The 19,596-nt window shown below is 66.1% G+C and carries 17 protein-coding genes, 1 other RNA gene and 1 pseudogene; 15 read left to right on the top strand and 4 right to left on the bottom strand.

Going from position 1 to position 19,596, the window contains the following annotated elements; all coding sequences use genetic code 11:
- Positions 1-159 precede the first annotated feature (159 nt).
- The 10 genes from infB (at position 160) to SPHN_RS14940 (ending at position 11,988) form a co-directional block, all read left to right on the top strand.
- On the top strand, positions 160-2,859 hold the full coding sequence (gene infB, locus SPHN_RS14985) for a translation initiation factor IF-2 (protein ID WP_432715104.1): 2,700 nt from the start codon (positions 160-162) through the stop codon (positions 2,857-2,859).
- Positions 2,860-2,987: 128 nt separating this feature from the next.
- Positions 2,988-3,377 carry a 30S ribosome-binding factor RbfA gene (gene rbfA, locus SPHN_RS14980; protein ID WP_282580597.1) on the top strand — a complete coding sequence of 130 codons (390 nt, stop codon included), beginning with the start codon at positions 2,988-2,990 and terminating at the stop codon, positions 3,375-3,377.
- Between the two features lie 386 nt (positions 3,378-3,763).
- A complete protein-coding gene (locus SPHN_RS14975; RefSeq protein ID WP_248524510.1) occupies positions 3,764-4,339 on the top strand; it encodes a thymidine kinase in 576 nt (191 codons plus the stop codon).
- 239 nt (positions 4,340-4,578) lie between these two features.
- The gene (gene truB / locus SPHN_RS14970) at positions 4,579-5,604 is read left to right on the top strand and encodes a tRNA pseudouridine(55) synthase TruB (protein WP_248524509.1); all 1,026 of its coding nucleotides are present in this window, start codon (positions 4,579-4,581) and stop codon (positions 5,602-5,604) included.
- An 18-nt stretch (positions 5,605-5,622) separates the two neighbouring features.
- Positions 5,623-5,892: a 30S ribosomal protein S15 gene (gene rpsO, locus SPHN_RS14965; RefSeq protein WP_055881152.1), complete on the top strand. Its 270-nt coding sequence runs from the start codon at positions 5,623-5,625 to the stop codon at positions 5,890-5,892.
- A 247-nt stretch (positions 5,893-6,139) separates the two neighbouring features.
- Positions 6,140-8,569 carry a polyribonucleotide nucleotidyltransferase gene (gene pnp / locus SPHN_RS14960; protein WP_248524508.1) on the top strand — a complete coding sequence of 810 codons (2,430 nt, stop codon included), beginning with the start codon at positions 6,140-6,142 and terminating at the stop codon, positions 8,567-8,569.
- A 139-nt stretch (positions 8,570-8,708) separates the two neighbouring features.
- Positions 8,709-9,101, top strand: coding sequence for a response regulator (locus SPHN_RS14955; protein WP_248524507.1), 393 nt, complete (start codon positions 8,709-8,711; stop codon positions 9,099-9,101).
- A gap of 238 nt (positions 9,102-9,339) precedes the next feature.
- Positions 9,340-9,975, top strand: a complete 636-nt coding sequence (locus tag SPHN_RS14950; protein ID WP_248524506.1) for a GDSL-type esterase/lipase family protein — start codon at positions 9,340-9,342, stop codon at positions 9,973-9,975.
- Between the two features lies 1 nt (position 9,976).
- Positions 9,977-11,140, top strand: coding sequence for an acyltransferase family protein (locus tag SPHN_RS14945; RefSeq protein ID WP_248524505.1), 1,164 nt, complete (start codon positions 9,977-9,979; stop codon positions 11,138-11,140).
- A gap of 89 nt (positions 11,141-11,229) precedes the next feature.
- Positions 11,230-11,988: a hypothetical protein gene (locus SPHN_RS14940; protein ID WP_248524504.1), complete on the top strand. Its 759-nt coding sequence runs from the start codon at positions 11,230-11,232 to the stop codon at positions 11,986-11,988.
- Positions 11,989-12,034: 46 nt separating this feature from the next.
- Here the strand turns inward: SPHN_RS14940 and ssrA are convergent.
- Positions 12,035-12,390, bottom strand: a transfer-messenger RNA (tmRNA) gene (gene ssrA, locus SPHN_RS14935).
- 101 nt (positions 12,391-12,491) lie between these two features.
- On the opposite strand from ssrA, the gene SPHN_RS14930 reads away from it, so the two are divergent.
- Positions 12,492-12,923 (top strand): RrF2 family transcriptional regulator, encoded by a 432-nt coding sequence (locus SPHN_RS14930; RefSeq protein ID WP_132735874.1) that lies wholly within the window; start codon positions 12,492-12,494, stop codon positions 12,921-12,923.
- A 148-nt stretch (positions 12,924-13,071) separates the two neighbouring features.
- Here SPHN_RS14930 and mscL read toward each other — a convergent pair whose 3' ends face one another.
- The gene (mscL, locus tag SPHN_RS14925; RefSeq protein WP_248524503.1) at positions 13,072-13,542 is read right to left on the bottom strand and encodes a large conductance mechanosensitive channel protein MscL; all 471 of its coding nucleotides are present in this window, start codon (positions 13,540-13,542) and stop codon (positions 13,072-13,074) included.
- A gap of 105 nt (positions 13,543-13,647) precedes the next feature.
- Here mscL and SPHN_RS14920 point away from each other — a divergent pair, with 105 nt between their 5' ends.
- The 4 genes from SPHN_RS14920 to SPHN_RS14905 are packed head-to-tail and all read left to right on the top strand — an operon-like array spanning position 13,648 to position 16,294.
- Positions 13,648-14,244 carry a LemA family protein gene (locus SPHN_RS14920; RefSeq protein ID WP_248524502.1) on the top strand — a complete coding sequence of 199 codons (597 nt, stop codon included), beginning with the start codon at positions 13,648-13,650 and terminating at the stop codon, positions 14,242-14,244.
- Between the two features lie 10 nt (positions 14,245-14,254).
- The gene (locus SPHN_RS14915; protein ID WP_248524501.1) at positions 14,255-15,127 is read left to right on the top strand and encodes a TPM domain-containing protein; all 873 of its coding nucleotides are present in this window, start codon (positions 14,255-14,257) and stop codon (positions 15,125-15,127) included.
- A gap of 1 nt (position 15,128) precedes the next feature.
- Entirely contained in the window at positions 15,129-15,794 is a 666-nt protein-coding gene (locus tag SPHN_RS14910) for a TPM domain-containing protein (RefSeq protein ID WP_248524500.1), read from the top strand.
- A complete protein-coding gene (locus SPHN_RS14905; protein WP_248524499.1) occupies positions 15,791-16,294 on the top strand; it encodes an NUDIX hydrolase in 504 nt (167 codons plus the stop codon). Before SPHN_RS14910 ends, SPHN_RS14905 begins: the two co-directional genes overlap by 4 nt.
- A gap of 125 nt (positions 16,295-16,419) precedes the next feature.
- Here SPHN_RS14905 and SPHN_RS14900 read toward each other — a convergent pair whose 3' ends face one another.
- Together SPHN_RS14900 and hrpB are read right to left on the bottom strand one after the other, a co-directional pair.
- Positions 16,420-16,701, bottom strand: a complete 282-nt coding sequence (locus SPHN_RS14900; protein WP_248524498.1) for an ETC complex I subunit — start codon at positions 16,699-16,701, stop codon at positions 16,420-16,422.
- 10 nt (positions 16,702-16,711) lie between these two features.
- Positions 16,712-19,152 (bottom strand): annotated as a pseudogene (gene hrpB / locus SPHN_RS14895) (ATP-dependent helicase HrpB).
- Between the last annotated feature and the right edge of the window lie 444 nt (positions 19,153-19,596).

Here is a 19,596-nt window from a genome sequence, read left to right as displayed (position 1 = left end):
TCCCCGGCACGGGGAGGGGGACCATCCGAAGGATGGTGGAGGGGGGCTTCCACAGGCGTCCCCCTTCGTGGAGTCCCTCCCACAGGCGTCCCCCTTCGTGGAGGGCCCCCCCCCCCGCCCGCGGCGGGGCCCCCCCCCCCGCCCGGGGGGGGGCAGCGGCTGCGGCCACGCACCCGGTGCGGGCCACCAGCGCCCGCCCCCCCCACCCCCGCCCGGGCGGCGGCGCCCGCCGCTCCGGCACCGCAGGCGCGCGCCCCGCAGCCTGCGCCCGCCCCCGTGCGTCAGCAGCAGAGCAATCTGTCGCCGCAGGAGCGCCAGGCCAAGCTGCTCCGCGAGGCCGAAGAGCAGCGCATGAACACGCTGGAAGAAGGGCGTCGTCGCCAGGAAGCCGAACGCGCCAAGGTGATCGAGGACGAGCGTAACCGCGTCGCCGAGCGTGCGCGTGCCGAGGCTGAAGCCAAGGCGCCGAAGCCGGTCGAGGTTGCGCCGGCACCTGCGCCCGCACCCGCTCCTGTGGTCGAAGCGGCTCCCGCTCCGGTCGCGGCGCCAGCGCCTGCGCCGGCTCCGGCTCCGGTCGAAGCTCCCGTTGCTGTGGCGCCTGCCCCGGCGCCGGTTGCAGCACCAAAGCCTGCGCCCGCGCCGGTCGCGGCGGCGCCTGCACCGGCTCCCAAGCCTGCGCCGGCCCCTGTCGCACCGCCGGCACCGCCGCCCATCATCGAACTGACTCGCGATCCGGCCTTCCCGGCACCGCGCCGGTTCTCGCCGGTCGCACGTCCAGAGCGTCCTCCGCCGCCGCCAAAGCCTGTCGCAGCACCCGCTGCCGCAGCGCCGGCAACGACCGGCAACGCCGGCACGACCGCCGCTCGCCCTGGTGCGACCGGTGCGAATGCACCCGCTGGTGGCGTCCGTCGCGATCCCGTCCCGGCGCGTCCGCAGCAGCGTGACCGCAAGGGCGACGATCGTCGCACCTCGGGCAAGCTTACCGTCAACCGCGCGCTCGGCGATGGTGATGGTGCGCGTGCTCGCTCGCTCGCCGCGCTCAAGCGTGCGCGTGAGAAGGAGCGTCGTGGTACCGGTGGTCCGCGCGAGGCGCAGGCCAAGCAGATCCGCGACGTGGTCGTCCCCGAGGCGATCACCGTGCAGGAACTCGCCAACCGTATGGCCGAGAAGGGTGCAGACCTGGTCAAGGCGCTGTTCAAGATGGGCATGCCCGTCACGATGACGCAGACTATCGACCAGGATACCGCCGAGTTGCTCGTCACCGAGTTCGGCCACAACCTGACGCGCGTTAGCGATGTCGACCAGGATCTGGCCAACGACACGATCGACGACGCCGAGGAGACGCTGCGCCCACGTGCCCCGGTCGTCACGATCATGGGTCACGTCGATCACGGCAAGACGTCGCTGCTCGATGCCCTGCGCGGCACCGACGTGGTGCGCGGCGAAGCGGGTGGCATCACCCAGCATATCGGCGCCTACCAGGTCACGCTGAAGGACAAGTCGAAGATCACCTTCCTCGACACGCCGGGCCATGAGGCGTTCACGCAGATGCGTGCGCGTGGCGCGGACGTCACCGATATCGTCATCCTGGTGGTGGCGGCGGACGACGGCCTGATGCCGCAGACGGTGGAGGCGATCGCCCACACCAAGGCGGCGGGCGTGCCGATGATCGTCGCGATCAACAAGATCGACAAGGAAGGCGCCAATGCCCAGAAGGTGCGCGAGCGCCTGCTGAGCGAGGAGATCGTGGTCGAGGACATGGGCGGCGACGTCCAGGACGTCGAAGTCTCCGCGACCAAGAAGATCGGTCTCGACGCGTTGATCGAGAAGATCCAGCTCCAGGCCGAACTGCTCGAACTGCGCGCCAATCCGGATCGCGCGGCCGAGGGTACGGTGATCGAGGCCAAGCTCGACAAGGGCCGCGGCCCGGTCGCGACGATCCTCGTGAACCGTGGGACTTTGAAGGTCGGCGACATCTTCGTGGTCGGTGGCGAGAGCGGCAAGGTCCGCGCGCTGGTCGACGACAAGGGCAAGCAGATCAAGGAAGCGGGTCCGGCGATGCCGGTCGAGGTCCTCGGTCTGTCGGGTGTTCCGTCGGCGGGCGATCCGTTCCAGGTGGTCGAGAACGAGGCACGCGCCCGCGAAGTCGCGGAATATCGTCGCAGCGTGAAGACCGACAAGCGGACCGCCTCGGTTCCTGCCAGCCTCGAGAGCATGTTCTCGGCGCTGAAGGAAAAGCAGGCGATCGAATATCCGCTGGTCGTGAAGGCGGATACGCAGGGCACCGTCGAGGCGATCGTCGGGGCGATCAACAAGATCTCCACCGATCTGATCAAGGCGCGCGTGCTGAGTTCGGGCGTCGGTGGCATTACCGAGTCGGACGTCACGTTGGCGGCCGCTTCGGGTGCACCGATCATCGGCTTCAACGTCCGCCCGAACGCCAAGGCGCGCGAGATCGCCGAACGTCAGAAGGTCGCGTTCAAGTACTACGACGTCATCTACGACCTGATCGACGAGATCCGGGCGGGGATGGCTGGCGAGCTTGGGCCGGAAGCGTTCGAGACGGTCGTCGGTCGTGCCGATATCCGCGAGGTCTTCTCGGCGGGCAAGCACGGCAAGGCGGCGGGTCTGCTCGTCACCGAGGGCAATATCCGCAAGGCGCTCAAGGCACGCATCACGCGCAACGACGTCATCATCTACCAGGGCGAAATCGCGTCGCTGCGTCGTTTCAAGGATGATGTCGCCGAGGTCCGTGCGGGGCTGGAGTGCGGCGTGACGTTCACGTCGAACTTCGTCGACATCAAGGCCGGTGACGTCCTCGAGACGTTCGAAGTCGAGATGCGCGAACGCACGCTTTGATCTGACAACTCCCCCTCCCGCATGCGGGAGGGGGTCGGGGGGTGGGCACCCGCCATCCACGGTGCAAGACGCCGAGGCCGGGAGCCCACCCCCGGCCCCTCCCGCAGGCGGGAGGGGAGTTAGAGATTATGAAGACCGATACCCCAGAAGCTAAGGCCGTTCGCAGCTTGCGAGTCGGCGAACAGGCGCGTCATGCGCTGTCAGACATCCTCGCACGCGGCGACGTCCACGATCCGGTGCTCGAAAAGCACCTCGTGACGATCACCGAAGTCCGCATGTCCCCTGATCTCCGCCACGCCACCGTCTTCGTGAAGCCGCTGCTCGGCAAGGACGAGGAGAAGGTGCTGAAGGCGCTGCGGACCAACACCGCCTACCTCCAGCGCGAAGTCGCGAACCGGGTGCAGATGCGGTACGCGGCGAAACTGAAGTTTCTCGCGGACGAGAGCTTCGACGAGGGCACGCACATCGACCAATTGTTGCGTGATCCGCACATCGCGCGGGATTTGGCGGAAGATTGATCTTGGCGGGCTGCTAGCGCCGCGCTTGTAGCCAGTCAGGAGTTAGTCTGGTCGAGCGATTGCTCGATCGCCCCATCCAGTACTCCTCGCTCCGCACCGCGCTCGTTGCCCGCCCCTCTTCCGTTCGTGCTGAGTAGAGACCGAGTAGCTTCGAAGAAGCGTATCGAGGGCTCGTATCGAAGCACAGATTCCCCGCGCCAACCCATCCTTCGATACGCCGCTTCGACAAGCTCAGCAGCTACTCAGGACGAACGGGTGGTGGGCGCGGTCCCACGGGACGGGTGATGAGCGGCGGTCGCACGGGAGCAGCTTGCTCGTTGCGGAATTCCCGGCCCAAGACTGCGACGCCACTGGACATCCGTCCGCCTTCCCGCTCTTTGCCCCCAATGGCCAAGCTGTATTTCTACTACGCGTCGATGAACGCGGGGAAGTCGACGAACCTGTTGCAGGCGGACTTCAATTACCGTGAGCGGGGGATGCGGACGATGTTGTTCACGGCGGCGATCGACGATCGGTTCGCGGCGGGGACGATCACGTCGCGGATCGGGCTGGAGGCGCCGGCGATCGCGTTCGATGCGGAGACGGATATCGGGGCTTGCGTGGTTCGGCAGCACGGGGAGGATGCGATTTCGTGCGTGCTGGTGGACGAGGCGCAGTTTCTGACGTCCGCGCAGGTCAATCAGCTTGCGCAAATCTGTGATGTGGTCGGGATACCTGTGCTGGCGTATGGCTTGCGGACTGATTTCCAGGGGGCGCTGTTTCCGGGGTCGGCGCGGTTGCTGGCGCTGGCGGACTCGTTGGTGGAGATCAAGTCGGTTTGCGGGTGTGGGCGCAAGGCTACGATGAACCTGCGGGTTGATGGGAGTGGCCGCGCGATTGCCGAGGGGCAGCAGACGGAGATTGGCGGGAATGATCGGTATGTCGCGCTGTGTCGGCGGCATTTTTGCGAGGCTTTGGGGTAGCGTTTCCCGTCGAAAATGCCACCGCTTCGCTCCCCCCCCACCGTCATCCCAGCGGAAGCTGGGATCTCATCATTTGGCGGGCGGCATCTGACCCGTGGGATACCCCAGCTTTCGCTGGGGTGACGGGTTTGGGTTGGCTGGCTACGGGGTCGGTCGGTAACGGGGTCGTTCGGCGACGGGATTGGTTGGCGACGGAATTGATCCCCGCCACATGCGTTCGATATTCTAGGATTTAAGACATGCACGGCTGGATCATTCTGGACAAGCCGCTGGGGCTTGGCTCGACGCAGGGGGTGTCGGCGGTGAAGCGCGCCTTGCGCAGCGGCGGGTATGGGAAGTTCAAGGTGGGGCATGGGGGGACGCTCGATCCGCTTGCTACCGGGGTTCTGCCGATCGCCGTTGGGGAGGCGACCAAGCTTGCCGGGCGGATGCTCGATAGCGACAAGATCTATGATTTTACGGTTATGTTCGGGGTTCAGACGGATACGCTAGATGCGGAGGGCGTGAGCATTGCGACCTCTGAGGTGCGGCCGACTTTGGCGGCGGTGGAAGCTGTGCTTGCGCAGTTCAGTGGGCCGATTTCTCAGGTGCCGCCGGCGTATTCCGCGCTGAAGGTGGATGGGGAGCGGGCTTATGATCTGGCTCGGGCTGGGCATGAGGTGGTGCTGGCTAGCCGGGATGTGACGATCCACAGCTTGAGATCATCCCCGGCACGGGGAGGGGGACCAGCGCAGCTGGTGGAGGGGGGCCCCCGCGAGCGTTCCGCCGGTGGCGCCCCCCCCTCCACCACCGTCCAAGCGGACGGCGGTCCCCCTCCCCGTGCCGGGGAGGAATTGCAGCCCACCCTGCCCCACTCCCCCCTCGACGAGGTCACCCTCACCGCGCATGTCTCGAAGGGCACCTACATCCGCAGCCTCGCTCGCGACATCGCACTCGCCCTTGGCACCGTCGGCCACGTCACGATGCTGCGCCGCACCAAGGCCGGTCCGTTCGACCTCAATTCCGCGATATCGCTGGACAAACTGGACGAACTCGCTAAGGCCTCCGCGCTTGAAGATGTACTTCTGCCCTTGAGGGTGGCGCTGGACGACATCCCGGCTCTCTCCCTCACCCCCGACCAGGCAGGGGCGCTCCGACAGGGGCGTATCTTGGCCGGGATCGCCGCAGACGATGGCCAATACTTCGCCGAACTGGACGCTGTCCCGGTCGCGCTGGTCGAGGTCGAGGACGGAGACGTCCGGGTCGTTCGCGGTTTCAATCTGTGATGTCGAGGACATGAATTCATGACGATTACCGCTGAACGCAAGACCGAGCTCGTCAAGGAGCATTCGCGCGCCGAGGGTGACACCGGTTCGCCGGAAGTCCAGGTCGCGATCCTGACCGAGCGCATCAAGAACCTGACCGAGCATTTCAAGGGCCACAAGAAGGACAACCACTCGCGTCGTGGTCTTCTCATGATGGTCAACAAGCGCCGGACGCTGCTGGATTATCTCCGTCACAAGGACGGCCAGCGCTATCTGGATCTGATCGCGAAGCTCGGTCTCCGCAAGTAACCAAGTAACCAGAGGGGCGGCCGAAAGGTCGCCCCTTCTGGCATAATGGCAAAAAGAATTTAAACTGGCGGCGCGCGCGACAAGCAGCGTACCCCAATTGGGCCCCGGCCTTCGCCGGGGTGGAATTTAGGGAGAGGCAATTCGGCCGATCCCTTTAGGAGCGACAACTCGCTCCACACCGCCGCGGGCCGGCTTAGCCCGCACATAGGCCCCGTTCGCATCTGGCGACCGGAGTGAAGGAAAAAGAATGTTCGATACCAAGACCGTAAGCGCCCAGTGGGGCGGCAAGACGCTGACGCTCGAGACCGGCCGCGTTGCGCGCCAGGCCAACGGCGCAGTCCTCGCCACCCTCGGCGAGACCGTCGTTCTGTGCGCCGTGACGGCTGCACGGACCGTCAAGGAAGGGCAGGATTTCTTCCCGCTCACCGTCCATTATCAGGAGAAGTTCTCCGCGAGCGGCCGCATCCCCGGCGGCTTCTTCAAGCGTGAGCGCGGCGCGACCGAAAAGGAGACGCTGACCAGCCGTCTCATCGATCGCCCGATCCGTCCCCTCTTCCCAGAGGGTTTCTACAACGAGATCAACGTGATCTGCCAGGTTCTGTCGTATGACGGCGAGAACGAGCCGGACGTCCTCGCGATGGTCGCGGCCTCCGCAGCGCTGACGATCTCGGGCGTGCCGTTCATGGGCCCGATCGGCGCAGCACGCGTCGGTTACGTCGATGGCGCGTACATCCTCAACCCGACGCTGGAAGAAGCCAAGGCTGGCGATCTCGACCTCGTCGTCGCCGCCACCGGCCAGGCCGTGATGATGGTCGAATCGGAAGCCAAGGAGCTTTCGGAAGAGATCATGCTCGGCGCCGTGCAGTTCGCCCACAAGGCCTGCCGCGAAGCCGCCAATTTGATCATCGATCTGGCCGAGCAGGCTGCCAAGGATCCTTGGGAAATGGCCGAACAGGCTGATCTCTCGACCGCCAAGGACAAGCTGAAGAAGCTGATCGGCAAGGACATCGCGGCCGCCTACAAGGTGACCGACAAGTCCAAGCGGTCCGACCTGCTGAATGCAGCGCGTGCGAAGGGCAAGACGGCGTTCGCCGACGCGTCGCCGCAAGACCAGATGGCAGCCGGCAAGCTGATGAAGAAGCTGGAGGCGGAGATCGTCCGCGGCGCCATCCTCAAGGACGGCACCCGCATCGACGGCCGCACCACCACGCAGATCCGTCCGATCGAGGCGATGGTCCACTTCCTCCCGCGTACGCACGGCTCGGCCTTGTTCACGCGCGGCGAGACGCAGTCGATCTGCACCACCACGCTCGGCACGCGCGATGCGGAGCAGATGATCGACGGCCTGAACGGGCTTTCGTACGAAAACTTCATGCTGCACTACAACTTCCCGCCCTACTCGGTCGGTGAAGTCGGTCGCTTCGGTGCGCCGGGTCGTCGCGAAGTCGGTCACGGCAAGCTTGCATGGCGCGCGCTGCACCCGGTGCTGCCGACCAAGGAAGAGTTCCCGTACACGATCCGCGTTCTGTCGGACATCACCGAGAGCAACGGTTCGTCGTCGATGGCGACGGTCTGCGGTGGTTCGCTGAGCATGATGGATGCGGGCGTTCCGCTGAAGCGTCCGGTGTCGGGCATCGCGATGGGCCTGATCCTCGAGGGCAAGAACTTCGCGGTTCTCAGCGATATCCTCGGCGACGAGGATCATCTCGGCGACATGGACTTCAAGGTTGCGGGCACGTCCGAGGGCATCACCACGATGCAGATGGACATCAAGATCGCCGGCATCACCGAGGAGATCATGGGCAAGGCACTGGCGCAGGCCAAGGAAGGCCGCGCGCACATCCTGGGCGAGATGGCCAAGGCGCTCGACCACACCCGTGAGGAGCTTTCGGCCCACGCACCGCGCATCGAGAGCTTCCAGATCGACAAGTCGAAGATCCGTGAAGTCATCGGCACCGGCGGCAAGGTGATCCGCGAGATCGTCGCGCAGACCGGCGCCAAGGTCGACATCGACGACGAGGGCGTGATCAAGGTGTCGTCGTCCGACCCCGCGCAGATCGAAGCCGCGATCAAGTGGATCAAGGGCCTCGTCGAGGAAGCCGAAGTCGGCAAGGTCTATGACGGCAAGGTCGTCAACCTGGTCGATTTCGGGGCGTTCGTGAACTTCATGGGTGGCAAGGACGGTCTCGTCCACGTGTCCGAAATCAAGAACGAGCGCGTCGAGAAGGTCTCGGACGCCCTGACCGAAGGCCAGGAAGTCAAGGTCAAGGTTCTCGAGATCGATCCGCGCGGCAAGGTTCGCCTGTCGATGCGTGTCGTCGACCAGACGACCGGCGAAGAGCTGGAGGACACGCGTCCTGCACGTGAGCCCCGAGAAGGCGGCGATCGTGGTCCGCGCGGTCCGCGTCGTGATGGCGATGGTGGTCGTGATGCTGGCGGCAACGGCGGTGGTCGTGGCCCGCGCGGCGAAGGCGGCGGCGGTCGTGATGGCGGCGATCGTGGCTCGCGTGGCCCGCGTCGCGATGGCGACGGTGGCCGCGATGCCGGCGGCAACGGCGGTGGCCGCGGCCCCCGTCGTGACGGCGGCGGCAATGGCGGCGGCGAGCGTGCTGCACGTTCGGACGGCGACAAGGCCCCCGAGTTCGCGCCGGCGTTCCTGACGGGCGATCGCGACTAAGGCTTTGCCGCCCAACGGCAAATGAAGAGGGGCTCGGGAAACCGGGCCCCTTTTTCATGTGGTGCTCGGCCTGCCAGATTTAGCGAGGCAAACATGGTTGTTACGGGAACGGACGTCCCTGTCGTCTGTTCGAACCGCTATGAATGCTCCCTCCAAGTCCGTCGTTCTGGTCGTCGATGATGATCCGCTGGTTCGCGTCCACTCGCTCTTCGCACTCGAAGATGCCGGGTATGAGGTGGTGGAAGCAGGCAATGCGGCCGATGCGCTTGCCTGCCTCGAGCAGCGTCCGGATATTGGTGCGCTGTTTACCGATATCCGGATGCCAGGCTCGTTGGACGGGGTCGGCTTGGCCAACGTGGTTCACCAACGACGGCCGGATATTGCGATTCTCGTGACGTCGGGTTCGGAAGACGGCGCCGATCGATCGCTACCGGCGACCGCAAACTTCGTGCGCAAACCCTATACAGGCGCGCAACTTAGTCGTTTGCTCGCACTCGACGATGAGTCGACCGGAGCCGGTAAGCAATCCTGATCCCCGGCCGCCAGTGTTTCAAGCCCAGCCAATGAGGACCCCTTAACCTTTAGCTTACGCCCCTCGGATAGGATGGCGGGACGGCAACGGGTGAGGCGCAGTGGCGCGAGGCAATCTTGAAACTTTGACGGCTGGCCTTGTCGACGATCGGCGCCACCAGCCGATATGGGCTATAATCGGCAAGCTCTGCTTGGCGTTGATCGTCTTTGGTAGCGTGTTCGGGGGATGGCTGTTCGTCATGCAATCGCGTGCAGAAACACGCGACGCCGCGGCCCGGCTTCCCGGCGACGGGAGCGCCGATCGCTGCGCAATATGGTTCATCGGCAGCTCTTCGATCCACAAATGGACGACGCTGGAACCGGACATGATGCCGTGGGATGCGCTTAACCGGGGCGTCAATGGCGCCAGAATGCCCGAGTTGCTTCAGATGCTCCGCAACGAGCCGCGCGGGTCTCGGCCGCGCGCGATCGTTTATTATGCCGGCGAGAACGATATCGCGAAAGGCGCGAGCGCGGCCGAGGACGTCGTCAACCTGCGCGCGTTCCTGGCGTTCAGGATGCGACGCTGGGGGGATGTTCCGGTCGTCGTCGTGGCGTTGAAGCCGTCCCCGACCCGCTGGGGCAATTTGCCCGAACAGACGCTGTTCAACACTGCGGCCCGAACGATCGCGGCACGGACGCCGGGGGTGACGTTCGTCGACGTCGTTCCCTATTTCCTGGTCGATCACCGGCCGGGGCCTTTCTATGTCGACGACGGCGTTCACCTCAATTCCGCCGGCTATGCGCGACTGACGCGGGCGATCCGGCCCGCGTTGCAATCGGGCCTCAAGCGGGGCGACCCGGCCCCCTGTCCGCAACGCACACCACGGACATGACATGTTCGGCGCGTCATCCAGCATGAACCCCGGCGTCGTCAGCACCAGGATCGAAGGCCTGTCGGTGTGGCGCGCGATCCTGATGCTTGGTGGCGTCGTGCTGCACAGCGCGATAGGGCTGGAACACCTACCCGTCTTTGCCGCGATCCCTTTGATATCCCATGCGTTTCGAATGGGCAGCTTTATGCTGATCTCGGGATTGCTGTGCGGCCACGCGCTGCGCCGACGATCGCCGCGGGCATGGCTCGGCCGGCGCAGTATCCAGATCGGCGTACCGTTGCTGTTCGGCCTGCTGGTGATCTGCCCGCTGATCGGCTGGATGATCGGGGATCTTGCCGATCGGACGCATGGCCCGTTCACGCTGGCGCACGACTGGTATCATCTCTGGTTCCTGGTTGCGCTGCTCGCCTATGCGCCGATGAGCTATGCGTTTCACCTGCTCGATCAGCGCCATGACGTGATCGGGATCCTCGAGCGCATACTTGCGGAAGGCCGTGGGTGCGGCGGTTCGGCACAGACCGTCTTGTTGCTATCGTCCGCGTTCGCCTGCTGCGCGCTCATGATGATCACGCGTCAGATGTTGGGGGGGCATGCACCCAAAGAGTACGCCGCGGCATTGTCGCAGGTCCAACTGATGCTCGGCTATGCCCCTTTCTACCTTCTCGGCTTTCTGCTCGCGCGGTCACCGCTACTGTACCGTACCATGACGGCGTCGATCCGCACCCCCATGATCATGCTGATTGCGGTCGGCGGACTATATGTATGCTGGTTCGGTGGCGTGGGCGCGATGCTCGATCCGGTGGGACGGGCGGTTGTCGGCGATCTGATCGTGCTCGTCGGCATGTCGCTGTGCCCGCCCGCCGCCTCGGTCCTGATCCTGCGATCCGCGGTCGCGATCCGAACGGTGCCGCCGTTCATACGCCGGCTCGCGGATGCGTCCTTCACGATCTATATCCTGCATTTTCCGATCATCATCGCGACGAAACTGGCCCTGTTGCACGTGGCGTGGACCCCTTATGCAGAATTTCTCGTAGCACTGGTCGTCGGATCCCTGTTGCCTTATGCGGTGCATGTACTGCTGGTCGCAAGATACCCGGTGATCGCGTTCATCTTCAATGGCAAGCTGCCGGACCCAGCACAGTCCAATAGCATCGCACCCGCTTAGTCCTGCGACCGTATTCCGACACGACTTTCCGGGCCTCACCATTAAGCGCATCGTTCTGCTTCCGAACATCGACTCGCGGGGGCGGCAGGTTGGCCACGATAGCTTCGGCACCATCGGGCGGCGGTCCCGCACTCGTCAACGAGCGATGGTTCTTTCTGGTCATGGCGATCGTAATTGCTACTACGATAGTATTCGGTTTCACGCTCAACGCGGCGCGCATGCAGTGGCACTTCTTGGAACTGCCGGCACAAGTTCATCTGCATGTAGCGGTCTTCTTGACGTGGATTCTGCTCTACGTCGTCCAGAACTGGCTGATCGTGCGCGGTTCGGTTCGACGCCATCGGCAATTGGGCATGCTTGGCGCGGGCCCTGCGCTCGTGATGGTCGTGCTGGGCATCGTGACCACGGCCATGGCGATCGAGCAGCACCGGGTGCCGCCGTTCTTTCCACCGGGAGTCTTTCTCGTGCTCGACGTGCTGGGCGTGGTCGGCTTCGGCGTGCTCACGGCATGGGCGATCGCGGTGAGGCGGCAGGCGGCGTGGCACAAGCGGTTGATGGTGTGCGGGACGATCCTGGTGATGTCGCCGGCGCTGGGGCGGATCCTGCCGATGCCGTTGCTGGGCAAGTTCGCACCGCTTGCTTTGTTCGCATCGATGGCGGTGTTCGTCATCGCGGGGATGCTCTACGATCTGCGCCTGCGGGGGCGGATACATCCGGCCTATGATTGGGGCGGCGGCGTAGTGGTCGTGCCAACGGTCTGGTGGGGCCGCTCGGCTTCAGCCCGCCGGTGTTGCGACTGGTCGAGCGCCTGGCCGCATGATCGAGACCGCGTCAACCAGGCTGCATGATCCTGAAAGTGGGGAGCTTCTGTTGCTCGGTGCCCCCCGTACCGCCGGTGTCCACTTCTGTTGCCCGGTGTGGCCCGAACCGCGCTTTCGTCCGTATAACCTAGGTCGTTAGACCGTCAGTTATGCGGCAATTGCGAGTGCTTCGTTATCGTTGGCACTTGTGTATGGGCCGTTGCGGTGGTCCCATTCCGAGCGAAACATAGCGTCGTTGAACACACGTCGATCCTAGTTCGACCCCGTCATCGTCCCCCTCTTGCGAAGAGGGCGGTGGTGGAGTCGCCGGGTACTGCCCCCGGGTCCGCTGTGTCTATGACACGCCACGGTTTATCGCCATAGCCGCCAAGGGAAGATTCCCCCGACGGCATGCCCGATATAGGCGCGCCGCAACGCGATGAAAAGCCCGGTCCGGACTGCTTTTTTATCGAGAAACGCCAAAGTCCTAGCATGCGGCGTGCCAAACCGCCTTCCGCTCGCCACAAAGCGCGTGCATAGCAACCTGCATTATGTTGACGCAGCGCTCCCGCTACGCGCTCCGCGCGATGATCTTCCTTGGCGGCGCCCCCGCCGGTGGCCCTCCCATCCCGATGACGCGGATCGCCGCCGAGGCGAATGTGCCGCGGAAATTCCTCGAGCTGATCCTCGCCGACCTGCGCGAGTCCGGGCTGTTGATCAGCCATCGCGGCAAGATGGGGGGCTATTGCCTGTCGCGGCCGAGCCATTTAATTTCGCTGGGCGAGATTATCCGGATCATCGAGGGGCCGCTCGCGCTGGTGCCGTGCGTGAGCCGGACCGCGTACCGGCCGTGCCTAGACTGCAAGAGCGAGGCGGATTGCGCGATCCGCTACGCGATGATGCGGGTGCGCGACGAGACTGCGCGGATTCTGGATGGGACGAGCCTGGCAGATGCCAACGCCGAGGATCTGGTAGCGGCGTAATTCTACCCTTCTCCCCTGCGGGGAGAAGGTGGCGCGGCAGCGTCGGATGAGGGGCGTTGGGATCCCGACCTGAGCCTCAAGCCCATCACCCTTCCGTCGCCTGACGGCTCCTCCCTCCCTCTCCCCGCGGGGGAGAGGGACAAGCAGGTCACCCCCTAGCCTTCAACTCGTCACGGATCTCACGCAGCAGCGCGATCTCGACCGGTTCTGGCGCAGGCGCGACCGGCGTGGCCTCTTCCTCGCGCTTCAACCGTGCTGTCTCGCGCTCGATCAGCGCCGCCGTCCGGTTAACCACGCGCAGGATCATGAAGATGATGCCGGCGACGATCACGAAATTGACGAGCTGCGTCGCGAACGCACCATAGCCGAGCAGCGGCACGCCGGCCTTCTTCAGCGCCGCGTAATCGGTCAGCGAGCCGACATAGCCCGCGGGCACCGCGCCCATCCGCCAGAAATAGCTCGAGAAATCGAGCCCGCCGAAGACCTTGCCGATTATCGGCATCAGCACGTCGTCGGTCAGCGAGGTAACGATCTTGCCGAATGCCGCGCCGATGATCACCGCGATGGCGAGATCGAGCACGTTGCCGCGCATGATGAAGGCCTTAAATTCCTTGAGCATCCGCGCCCTCCCTGTTGTTCGACGCTCAGGCTAGCCACCGATTTCGGTTTCGCCAACCCTGCCGACTGTCCTATGAGGGTGACACAGGTATTCAGGAGAGCCCCGATGTCACGTGCCCCAATCGTCCGCGGTACCGCCGCGATCCTGCTCGCATCGGCACTGGCCGGGTGCGGGATCAACAGCGTGCCGACCGCCGAGGAAAACGCCAAGGCGCGCTGGGCCGACGTCCAGAACAACTATCAGCGCCGCGCCGACCTGATCCCCAACCTCGTCGCGACGGTGAAGGCGGCCGGCGCGCAGGAGAAGGATATCCTCGTCCAGGTGACGCAGGCGCGCTCGGCTGCGAATTCGGTCCAGGTTTCGGCCGCCGATCTGTCCGATCCGGCAAAGATGGAGCAGTATCAGCGCGTCCAGGGCGCGGTCGGGCTGTCGCTCCAGCGTTTGCAGGAGGCGTATCCCGAGCTGAAGAGCCAGGGCAACTACACCACGCTGATGAGCCAGCTCGAGGGCACCGAGAACCGCATCACGATCGCGCGGCGCGATTACAACGGCGCGGTACAGGAGTATAACACCAAGATCCGCACCTTCCCCGACGCGGTCGGCGCGAAGATCTTCTACGGCGCCAAGCCGATGGTACCGTTTGCGGCGACCACGCCGGGTGCCGAGACCGCACCGACGGTGAACTTCGGCAACGCGAGCTGATCGGGGCGCTATGCTCCGCCACCTCCTGACGCTGGCGTTCGCGGTGCTGCTGGGAAGCGCCACCGTCAGTGCCGCCGCGAGCGCGCAGACGCTTCCCAAGTTCACCGGCTTCGTCGTCGATGCGGCGAACGTGATCCCGCCCGAGCAGGAAGCGGCGCTGACTAAGCGGCTCGACGACCTGCAAAAGGCGAGCGGCAACCAGCTGGTCGTCGCGACCGTCCCCGATCTCGAAGGCTATCCGATCGAGGATTACGGCAATGCGCTGATCCGAAGCTGGGGCGTCGGGCTGAAGGACGCCAATAACGGCGCGATCCTGCTGGTCGCGCCGAACGACCGGAAGGTGCGGATCGAGGTCGGCTACGGGCTCGAACCGGTGCTGACCGACGTGTTCTCCAGCGTCATTATCAACCAGCAGATCCTGCCGCGCTTCAAGGCAGGGGACATCCCCGGCGGGATCGTCGCGGGGACGAACGCGGTGGCGGACCAGCTCGCACTGCCCGATGCGGAGGCGCGCGCGAAGGTGACCGCAGCGGCGGCGGAGTATGACAAAACGCATCGTCGTTCGAATTCGGGCGGCGGCGGCGTGCCGATCGGGCTGATCTTCTTCGGCATCGTGCTGGCGGCGATCGTCATTCCGATGATTTCACGGCGTGCGGGCGGCAAGCAGTATGTCGATGGCGGGAGCCGCGGCGGTGGCAGCGGTGCCTTGCCGATCGTGCTGTGGAGCATCGCCGACGCGATGACCCGTGGTGGCGGTGGCGGCGGCGGCGGTGGCTTCGGCGGCGGCGGCGGCGATAGCGGCGGCGGTGGCTGGGGCGGCGGCGGTTTCGGTGGCGGCGGCGGTGGATCCGGCGGCGGCGGCGGCGCATCGGGGAGTTGGTGACATGCGGCTGAGCGAAACCGATCACGACCGTGTCACCGCGGCCGTGACGCAGGCGGAGACCGCGACGACCGGCGAGATCGTCACGATCGTCGCGCGGCAGTCGGATGCGTATCACGACGTGTCGCTGCACTGGGCGGTGCTGGCGATGCTGCTGACGCTGGCGCTGCTCGCGTTCCACCCGGTCGCGGCGGACCATATCTACGCGCTGGTCGATCCCTGGCAGTCGGCGCCGCAGGGTGCGCTGTATGCGATCGCGCTGGTGCTGGTGACTCTGGTGTTTTTGGCGGTGCGGCTGGTGTTGGCGGCGACGTCGGTGAGGGTGGCGCTCACGCCGGGGGCGACCAAGGCGCGACGCGTGCGGCGGCGGGCTTTACTCCTGTTTCGCGCGGGGGCCGAGAAGCGCACCAAGGGCGCGACCGGCGTGCTGTTGTACCTGTCGCTGGCCGAACACCGCGCGGAGATCATTGCCGACGACGCCATCCACTCGCGCGTGCCGAACGAAACCTGGGGTGCGGCGATGGCGGCGGTGCTGACCGGCGTTCGCGACGATCGCCCCGCCGACGGCATGGCCGATGCGGTCGCGCAGATCGGCAGGGTGCTCGCCGAACATTTCCCGAGAACCGGTGCGCCGGTCAACGAACTTCCCGACAGGCTGATCGAACTATGAGCAAGACCGTTTGGGCCGGGAAATTCCTGACCGTACAGACCGAGGGCACGTGGGAGTTCGCCGCGCGCCAAAGCCAGATCGCTGCGGCGGTGATCGTCGCGATCGACCAAGGCGACGTGATCCTGGTCGAACAGTTCCGCGTGCCGCTGGGACGAGCTTGTCTCGAACTGCCGGCGGGACTGGTCGGTGACGAAACCGCGGGCGAGAGCGTCGCGGTCGCGGCCGGGCGCGAGCTGGAGGAGGAGACCGGCTACCGCGCGGACGCGATCGAGGATTTAGGGGTTTTCTACTCGTCACCGGGAATGACGTCGGAATGCTTCACGCTGGTCCGCGCGACCGGGCTGACGAAGGTTGGCGAGGGCGGCGGCGATGGCGACGAGAACATCACTGTTCACCGGGTGCCGCTTGCGGACGTGCCGGGGTTCGTTGCGGAGAAGCGGGCTGCGGGCTTGGCGATCGACACCAAGATGCTGCTGATCCTGGCGGGATCGATTCTCTAGCGGCGAGCGACCCGCTCGCTAAACCGTCCGTAAATTGTTTCCCCGCGAAGACGGGGACCCAGACTGGGCTCCCGCCTTCGCGGGAGAACAAAGAAGTACGGGGGGCCTAGCGCCGCTCCCCGAGCTTACTTGAAATTATCAGCGTAGCTCTGCAGCTTCAGCGTCTTCGCGGGTGCCGGCACGACGGTATACCCAAACCCCTCGCGCTCGCAGTGCGCGATCGCCGCTTCCGCCGTCGGAAACAGCAGGCGCACCTGATCGCGGGTGTCGCCGCTGCCGGCCCAGCCGGTAAGCGGGTCGGGGCGCTTGGGCTCCGAGGGTTCGAATTCGAGCTGCCAGGCGTCGGTCCGGTGCTTGCCGGACTGCATGGCGTTCTTGGGGCGCTGGAAGATACGGGCGGTAGGCATGGATGCTCCCTTATCGCGAACCAGCGGCCCTTGCATCCGCCTTTTTCGTGCGGAGCGTCGCGGACGCCGCGGCGGGGTCGTCGGGCCAGGGATGCTTGGGGTAGCGGCCGCGCATTTCCTTGGCCACCGCGGTCCAGCTGCCCGCCCAGAAACCGGGGAGGTCGCGCGTCGTCTGGATCGGGCGGCCGGCGGGGGATGTGAGGCTCAACACTAGCGGGACGCGGGCCTCGCCGATCGTCGGATGCACCGCGAGCCCGAACAGGGCTTGCACACGAAGTTCGACGCGGGGGCCGCCTTCCGCCGCGTAATCGATCGCGTGCGTGCTGCCGGCGGGGCTGGTGAAATCGGGCGGGGCGAGCCGGTTGATGGTCTGCATCGCGTCCCAGCCGAGCAGGTTGCGCAAGGCTTCGGCGAGCGCGCCGGGGACGATCGTGTCGAGTCGACGCTTTCCGGTCAGGAGCGGTGCGAGCCATTCGTCGGTGCGGTCGAGCAGGGTCGCGTCGTCAAGCGGGACGCCGGCATAGGCGGCGCGGTCGCGCAGGGCTTGCGCGCCGTCGCTCCACGGTAGCAGCGTGAGGCCGTGCTCGCGGACGCCGTCGATGAGCGCGGCGAGGATCGCGTCGGGGTCGGCGCAGCTGTCGGGGCCGCTGGAGAGCCGGATCGCGCCGAGGCGGCGTTCGCGGAGGGCTTGGATGCCGCCGGTTGTGGGGTCGAACGTCACGGTGCGGCGGGATTCAATGCGGTCGGCGAAGAGGGTTTCGACGGTGGCCTGGTCGATCGCTACCGCGGAGAGGATGCGTGCGCCGGCGGCCGAGCCCTGCGTGTCGGCGACGGCGAGCCATTCGGAGCGGGCGAGCGGCGAGGTCGGGTCGAGCTTGAACCCGCGGCCGCCGACCGAGGCCCAGGTTTCGCCGGATGGGTCTCGCCGTCGCGCGACGCGATCGGGGAAACCGAGCGCGACGCATACTTCTGCTCCCCTCCCGCAAACGGGAGGGGAGCAAGTTTCGCCCACCTGTCCGCCATCGCTCTTGCTGCCTGCGCCTTTGAACCACGTTCGGTTTTCCAGCGACGGAGGCGGGCTTCCAGATCGACGTCCTGTCCGCCGATGCCGCGTTCGCCTAGCAGCACCGCGATTTGCGCCGCTACATTTGCCAACCCCCGCTCCCCTGCCCGCAGCAGCATGTGCGCCAATCTCGGCGGCATCGGCAGCTTGGCTATCGCGCGGCCGTGCGGGGTTGGGCGGCCATCCTCGACCGCCTCCAGCGTCGTCAGCCGCACCATCGCCTCGTCGATAGCCGCGGCGGGGGGCGGGTCGATCCATCGGAGGTCGCGCGGATCGCCGACGCCCCATAGTGCGCAGGCGAGGACCAAGGCAGACAGGTCCGCTTCGAGAATTTCGGGCGGATCGTAGCGCGGGAGTCCGGCAGTCGCCGCTTCTTCCCACAGTCGATACGCGATGCCCGGCCCTAGCCGCGCGGCGCGGCCGGCGCGTTGGGTGACGGCGGCCTGGCTTGCGCGTTCGGTGACCAGCCGCGTCATGCCGGCGGCGCGGTCGTAGCGGGGGCGTCTTGCGAGGCCAGAGTCGACGACGATGCGGATGCCGTCGAGCGTCAGGCTGGTCTCGGCGATGCTGGTGGCGAGCACGACCTTCCGCCGGCCGTCGGGTTCGGGAAGGATCGCGGCGCGCTGCGCTGCGGGATCGAGGCTGCCGTGGAGTTCGTGGAGGACGATGTCGTCGGGCAAATTGGCGAGGCGGTCGGCGGTGCGTTCGATCTCCGCGACGCCGGGGAGGAAGGCGAGCACGCCGCCCTCCGCTTCGCCGAGCGCGCGGCGGATGGCGGCAGCGACCGAGTCCTCGATGCGGAGTTCGGCTTGGCGGCCGATGTGGCGGAGGGTCAGGGGGTAGCTGCGGCCTTCGCTCTCGATGACGGGCGCGCCGTCCATCAAGGCCGCGAACCGCGCGCCATCTAGCGTTGCTGACATCGCGACGATGCGGAGGTCGGGGCGGAAGCCGGCTTGCACGTCGAGCGCCAGCGCGAGGCCGAAATCGCCGTCGAGGCTGCGTTCGTGGACTTCGTCGAACAGGACGGCGGAGACGCCGGCGAGTTCGGGATCGGCCTGGATGCGGGCGACGAAGATACCTTCCGTGATCACCGTGACGCGCGTTGCGGCAGAGCGCTTGCTGTCCATGCGGGTCGCGTAGCCGAAGGTCTGGCCGACGGGCTCGCCGGCGGTCGAGGCCATGCGTTCTGCGGCGGCGCGGGCGGCGAGGCGGCGAGGGGAGAGGAGGAGGATCTCGCCGGTGCACCAGGGTTCGGTGAGGAGGGCCGGCGCGACGGCCGTGGTTTTGCCGGCGCCTGGAGGGGCTACAAGGACGGCCGAGGTTCGGTCGCGTAGGGTTGCGAGGAGGTCGGGGAGTACGGTGAGGATCGGGAGCGGCGGCGGGGTCATCGGGGCCTGCTGCCACAGTGGCGGGGTTGGCGACAGGCTTTGCGGTTACGCGGGCATGTCATTCGGGGGTGAGCGCCTGAACTTTGCGATCCTCCCCCGCCAGGGGGAGGTGGCTGGCGCTTGCCAGACGGAGGGGGAGGTAAGCGCAACCTCGGCTCCGTGTCCTCCCCCTCCGTCACCTTCGGTGCCACCTCCCCCTGCCGGGGGAGGATCGTTGGGTTGGGCGACCTTACATCGTTTTATTTAACAGTAGAGCCCCCCTTACCCATCCGTCATGCCGGGCTCGTTCCGGCATCCACCGTTGCGCGGACTCGCCAGCCGTGGAATTTGCGGATCGGTGGGCCCCGGAACAAGCCCGGGGTGACTGGGTAGGGGCGGAAGCGTGGTCCAAGGGACGCGGTATTCTGCGGACGGACCGTCGAACGGAGCCGACGGGAAGGCCGG

This window comes from Sphingomonas faeni, assembly GCF_023195535.1.
In the GTDB taxonomy this organism is placed as follows: domain Bacteria; phylum Pseudomonadota; class Alphaproteobacteria; order Sphingomonadales; family Sphingomonadaceae; genus Sphingomonas; species Sphingomonas faeni_B.
This window is presented reverse-complemented; position numbering and strand designations above follow the sequence as displayed.

What these genes read in the sequence shown, in the direction of transcription:
- rbfA (WP_282580597.1), top strand. Translation starts at nt 2,988, where the DNA reads ATGAAGACCGATACCCCAGAAGCTAAGGCCGTTCGCAGCTTGCGAGTC.
- SPHN_RS14975 (WP_248524510.1), top strand. Translation starts at nt 3,764, where the DNA reads ATGGCCAAGCTGTATTTCTACTACGCGTCGATGAACGCGGGGAAGTCG.
- truB (WP_248524509.1), top strand. Translation starts at nt 4,579, where the DNA reads ATGCACGGCTGGATCATTCTGGACAAGCCGCTGGGGCTTGGCTCGACG.
- rpsO (WP_055881152.1), top strand. Translation starts at nt 5,623, where the DNA reads ATGACGATTACCGCTGAACGCAAGACCGAGCTCGTCAAGGAGCATTCG.
- pnp (WP_248524508.1), top strand. Translation starts at nt 6,140, where the DNA reads ATGTTCGATACCAAGACCGTAAGCGCCCAGTGGGGCGGCAAGACGCTG.
- SPHN_RS14955 (WP_248524507.1), top strand. Translation starts at nt 8,709, where the DNA reads ATGAATGCTCCCTCCAAGTCCGTCGTTCTGGTCGTCGATGATGATCCG.
- SPHN_RS14950 (WP_248524506.1), top strand. Translation starts at nt 9,340, where the DNA reads ATGCAATCGCGTGCAGAAACACGCGACGCCGCGGCCCGGCTTCCCGGC.
- SPHN_RS14945 (WP_248524505.1), top strand. Translation starts at nt 9,977, where the DNA reads ATGTTCGGCGCGTCATCCAGCATGAACCCCGGCGTCGTCAGCACCAGG.
- SPHN_RS14930 (WP_132735874.1), top strand. Translation starts at nt 12,492, where the DNA reads ATGTTGACGCAGCGCTCCCGCTACGCGCTCCGCGCGATGATCTTCCTT.
- mscL (WP_248524503.1), bottom strand. Translation starts at nt 13,542, where the DNA reads ATGCTCAAGGAATTTAAGGCCTTCATCATGCGCGGCAACGTGCTCGAT.
- SPHN_RS14920 (WP_248524502.1), top strand. Translation starts at nt 13,648, where the DNA reads ATGTCACGTGCCCCAATCGTCCGCGGTACCGCCGCGATCCTGCTCGCA.
- SPHN_RS14915 (WP_248524501.1), top strand. Translation starts at nt 14,255, where the DNA reads ATGCTCCGCCACCTCCTGACGCTGGCGTTCGCGGTGCTGCTGGGAAGC.
- SPHN_RS14910 (WP_248524500.1), top strand. Translation starts at nt 15,129, where the DNA reads ATGCGGCTGAGCGAAACCGATCACGACCGTGTCACCGCGGCCGTGACG.
- SPHN_RS14905 (WP_248524499.1), top strand. Translation starts at nt 15,791, where the DNA reads ATGAGCAAGACCGTTTGGGCCGGGAAATTCCTGACCGTACAGACCGAG.
- SPHN_RS14900 (WP_248524498.1), bottom strand. Translation starts at nt 16,701, where the DNA reads ATGCCTACCGCCCGTATCTTCCAGCGCCCCAAGAACGCCATGCAGTCC.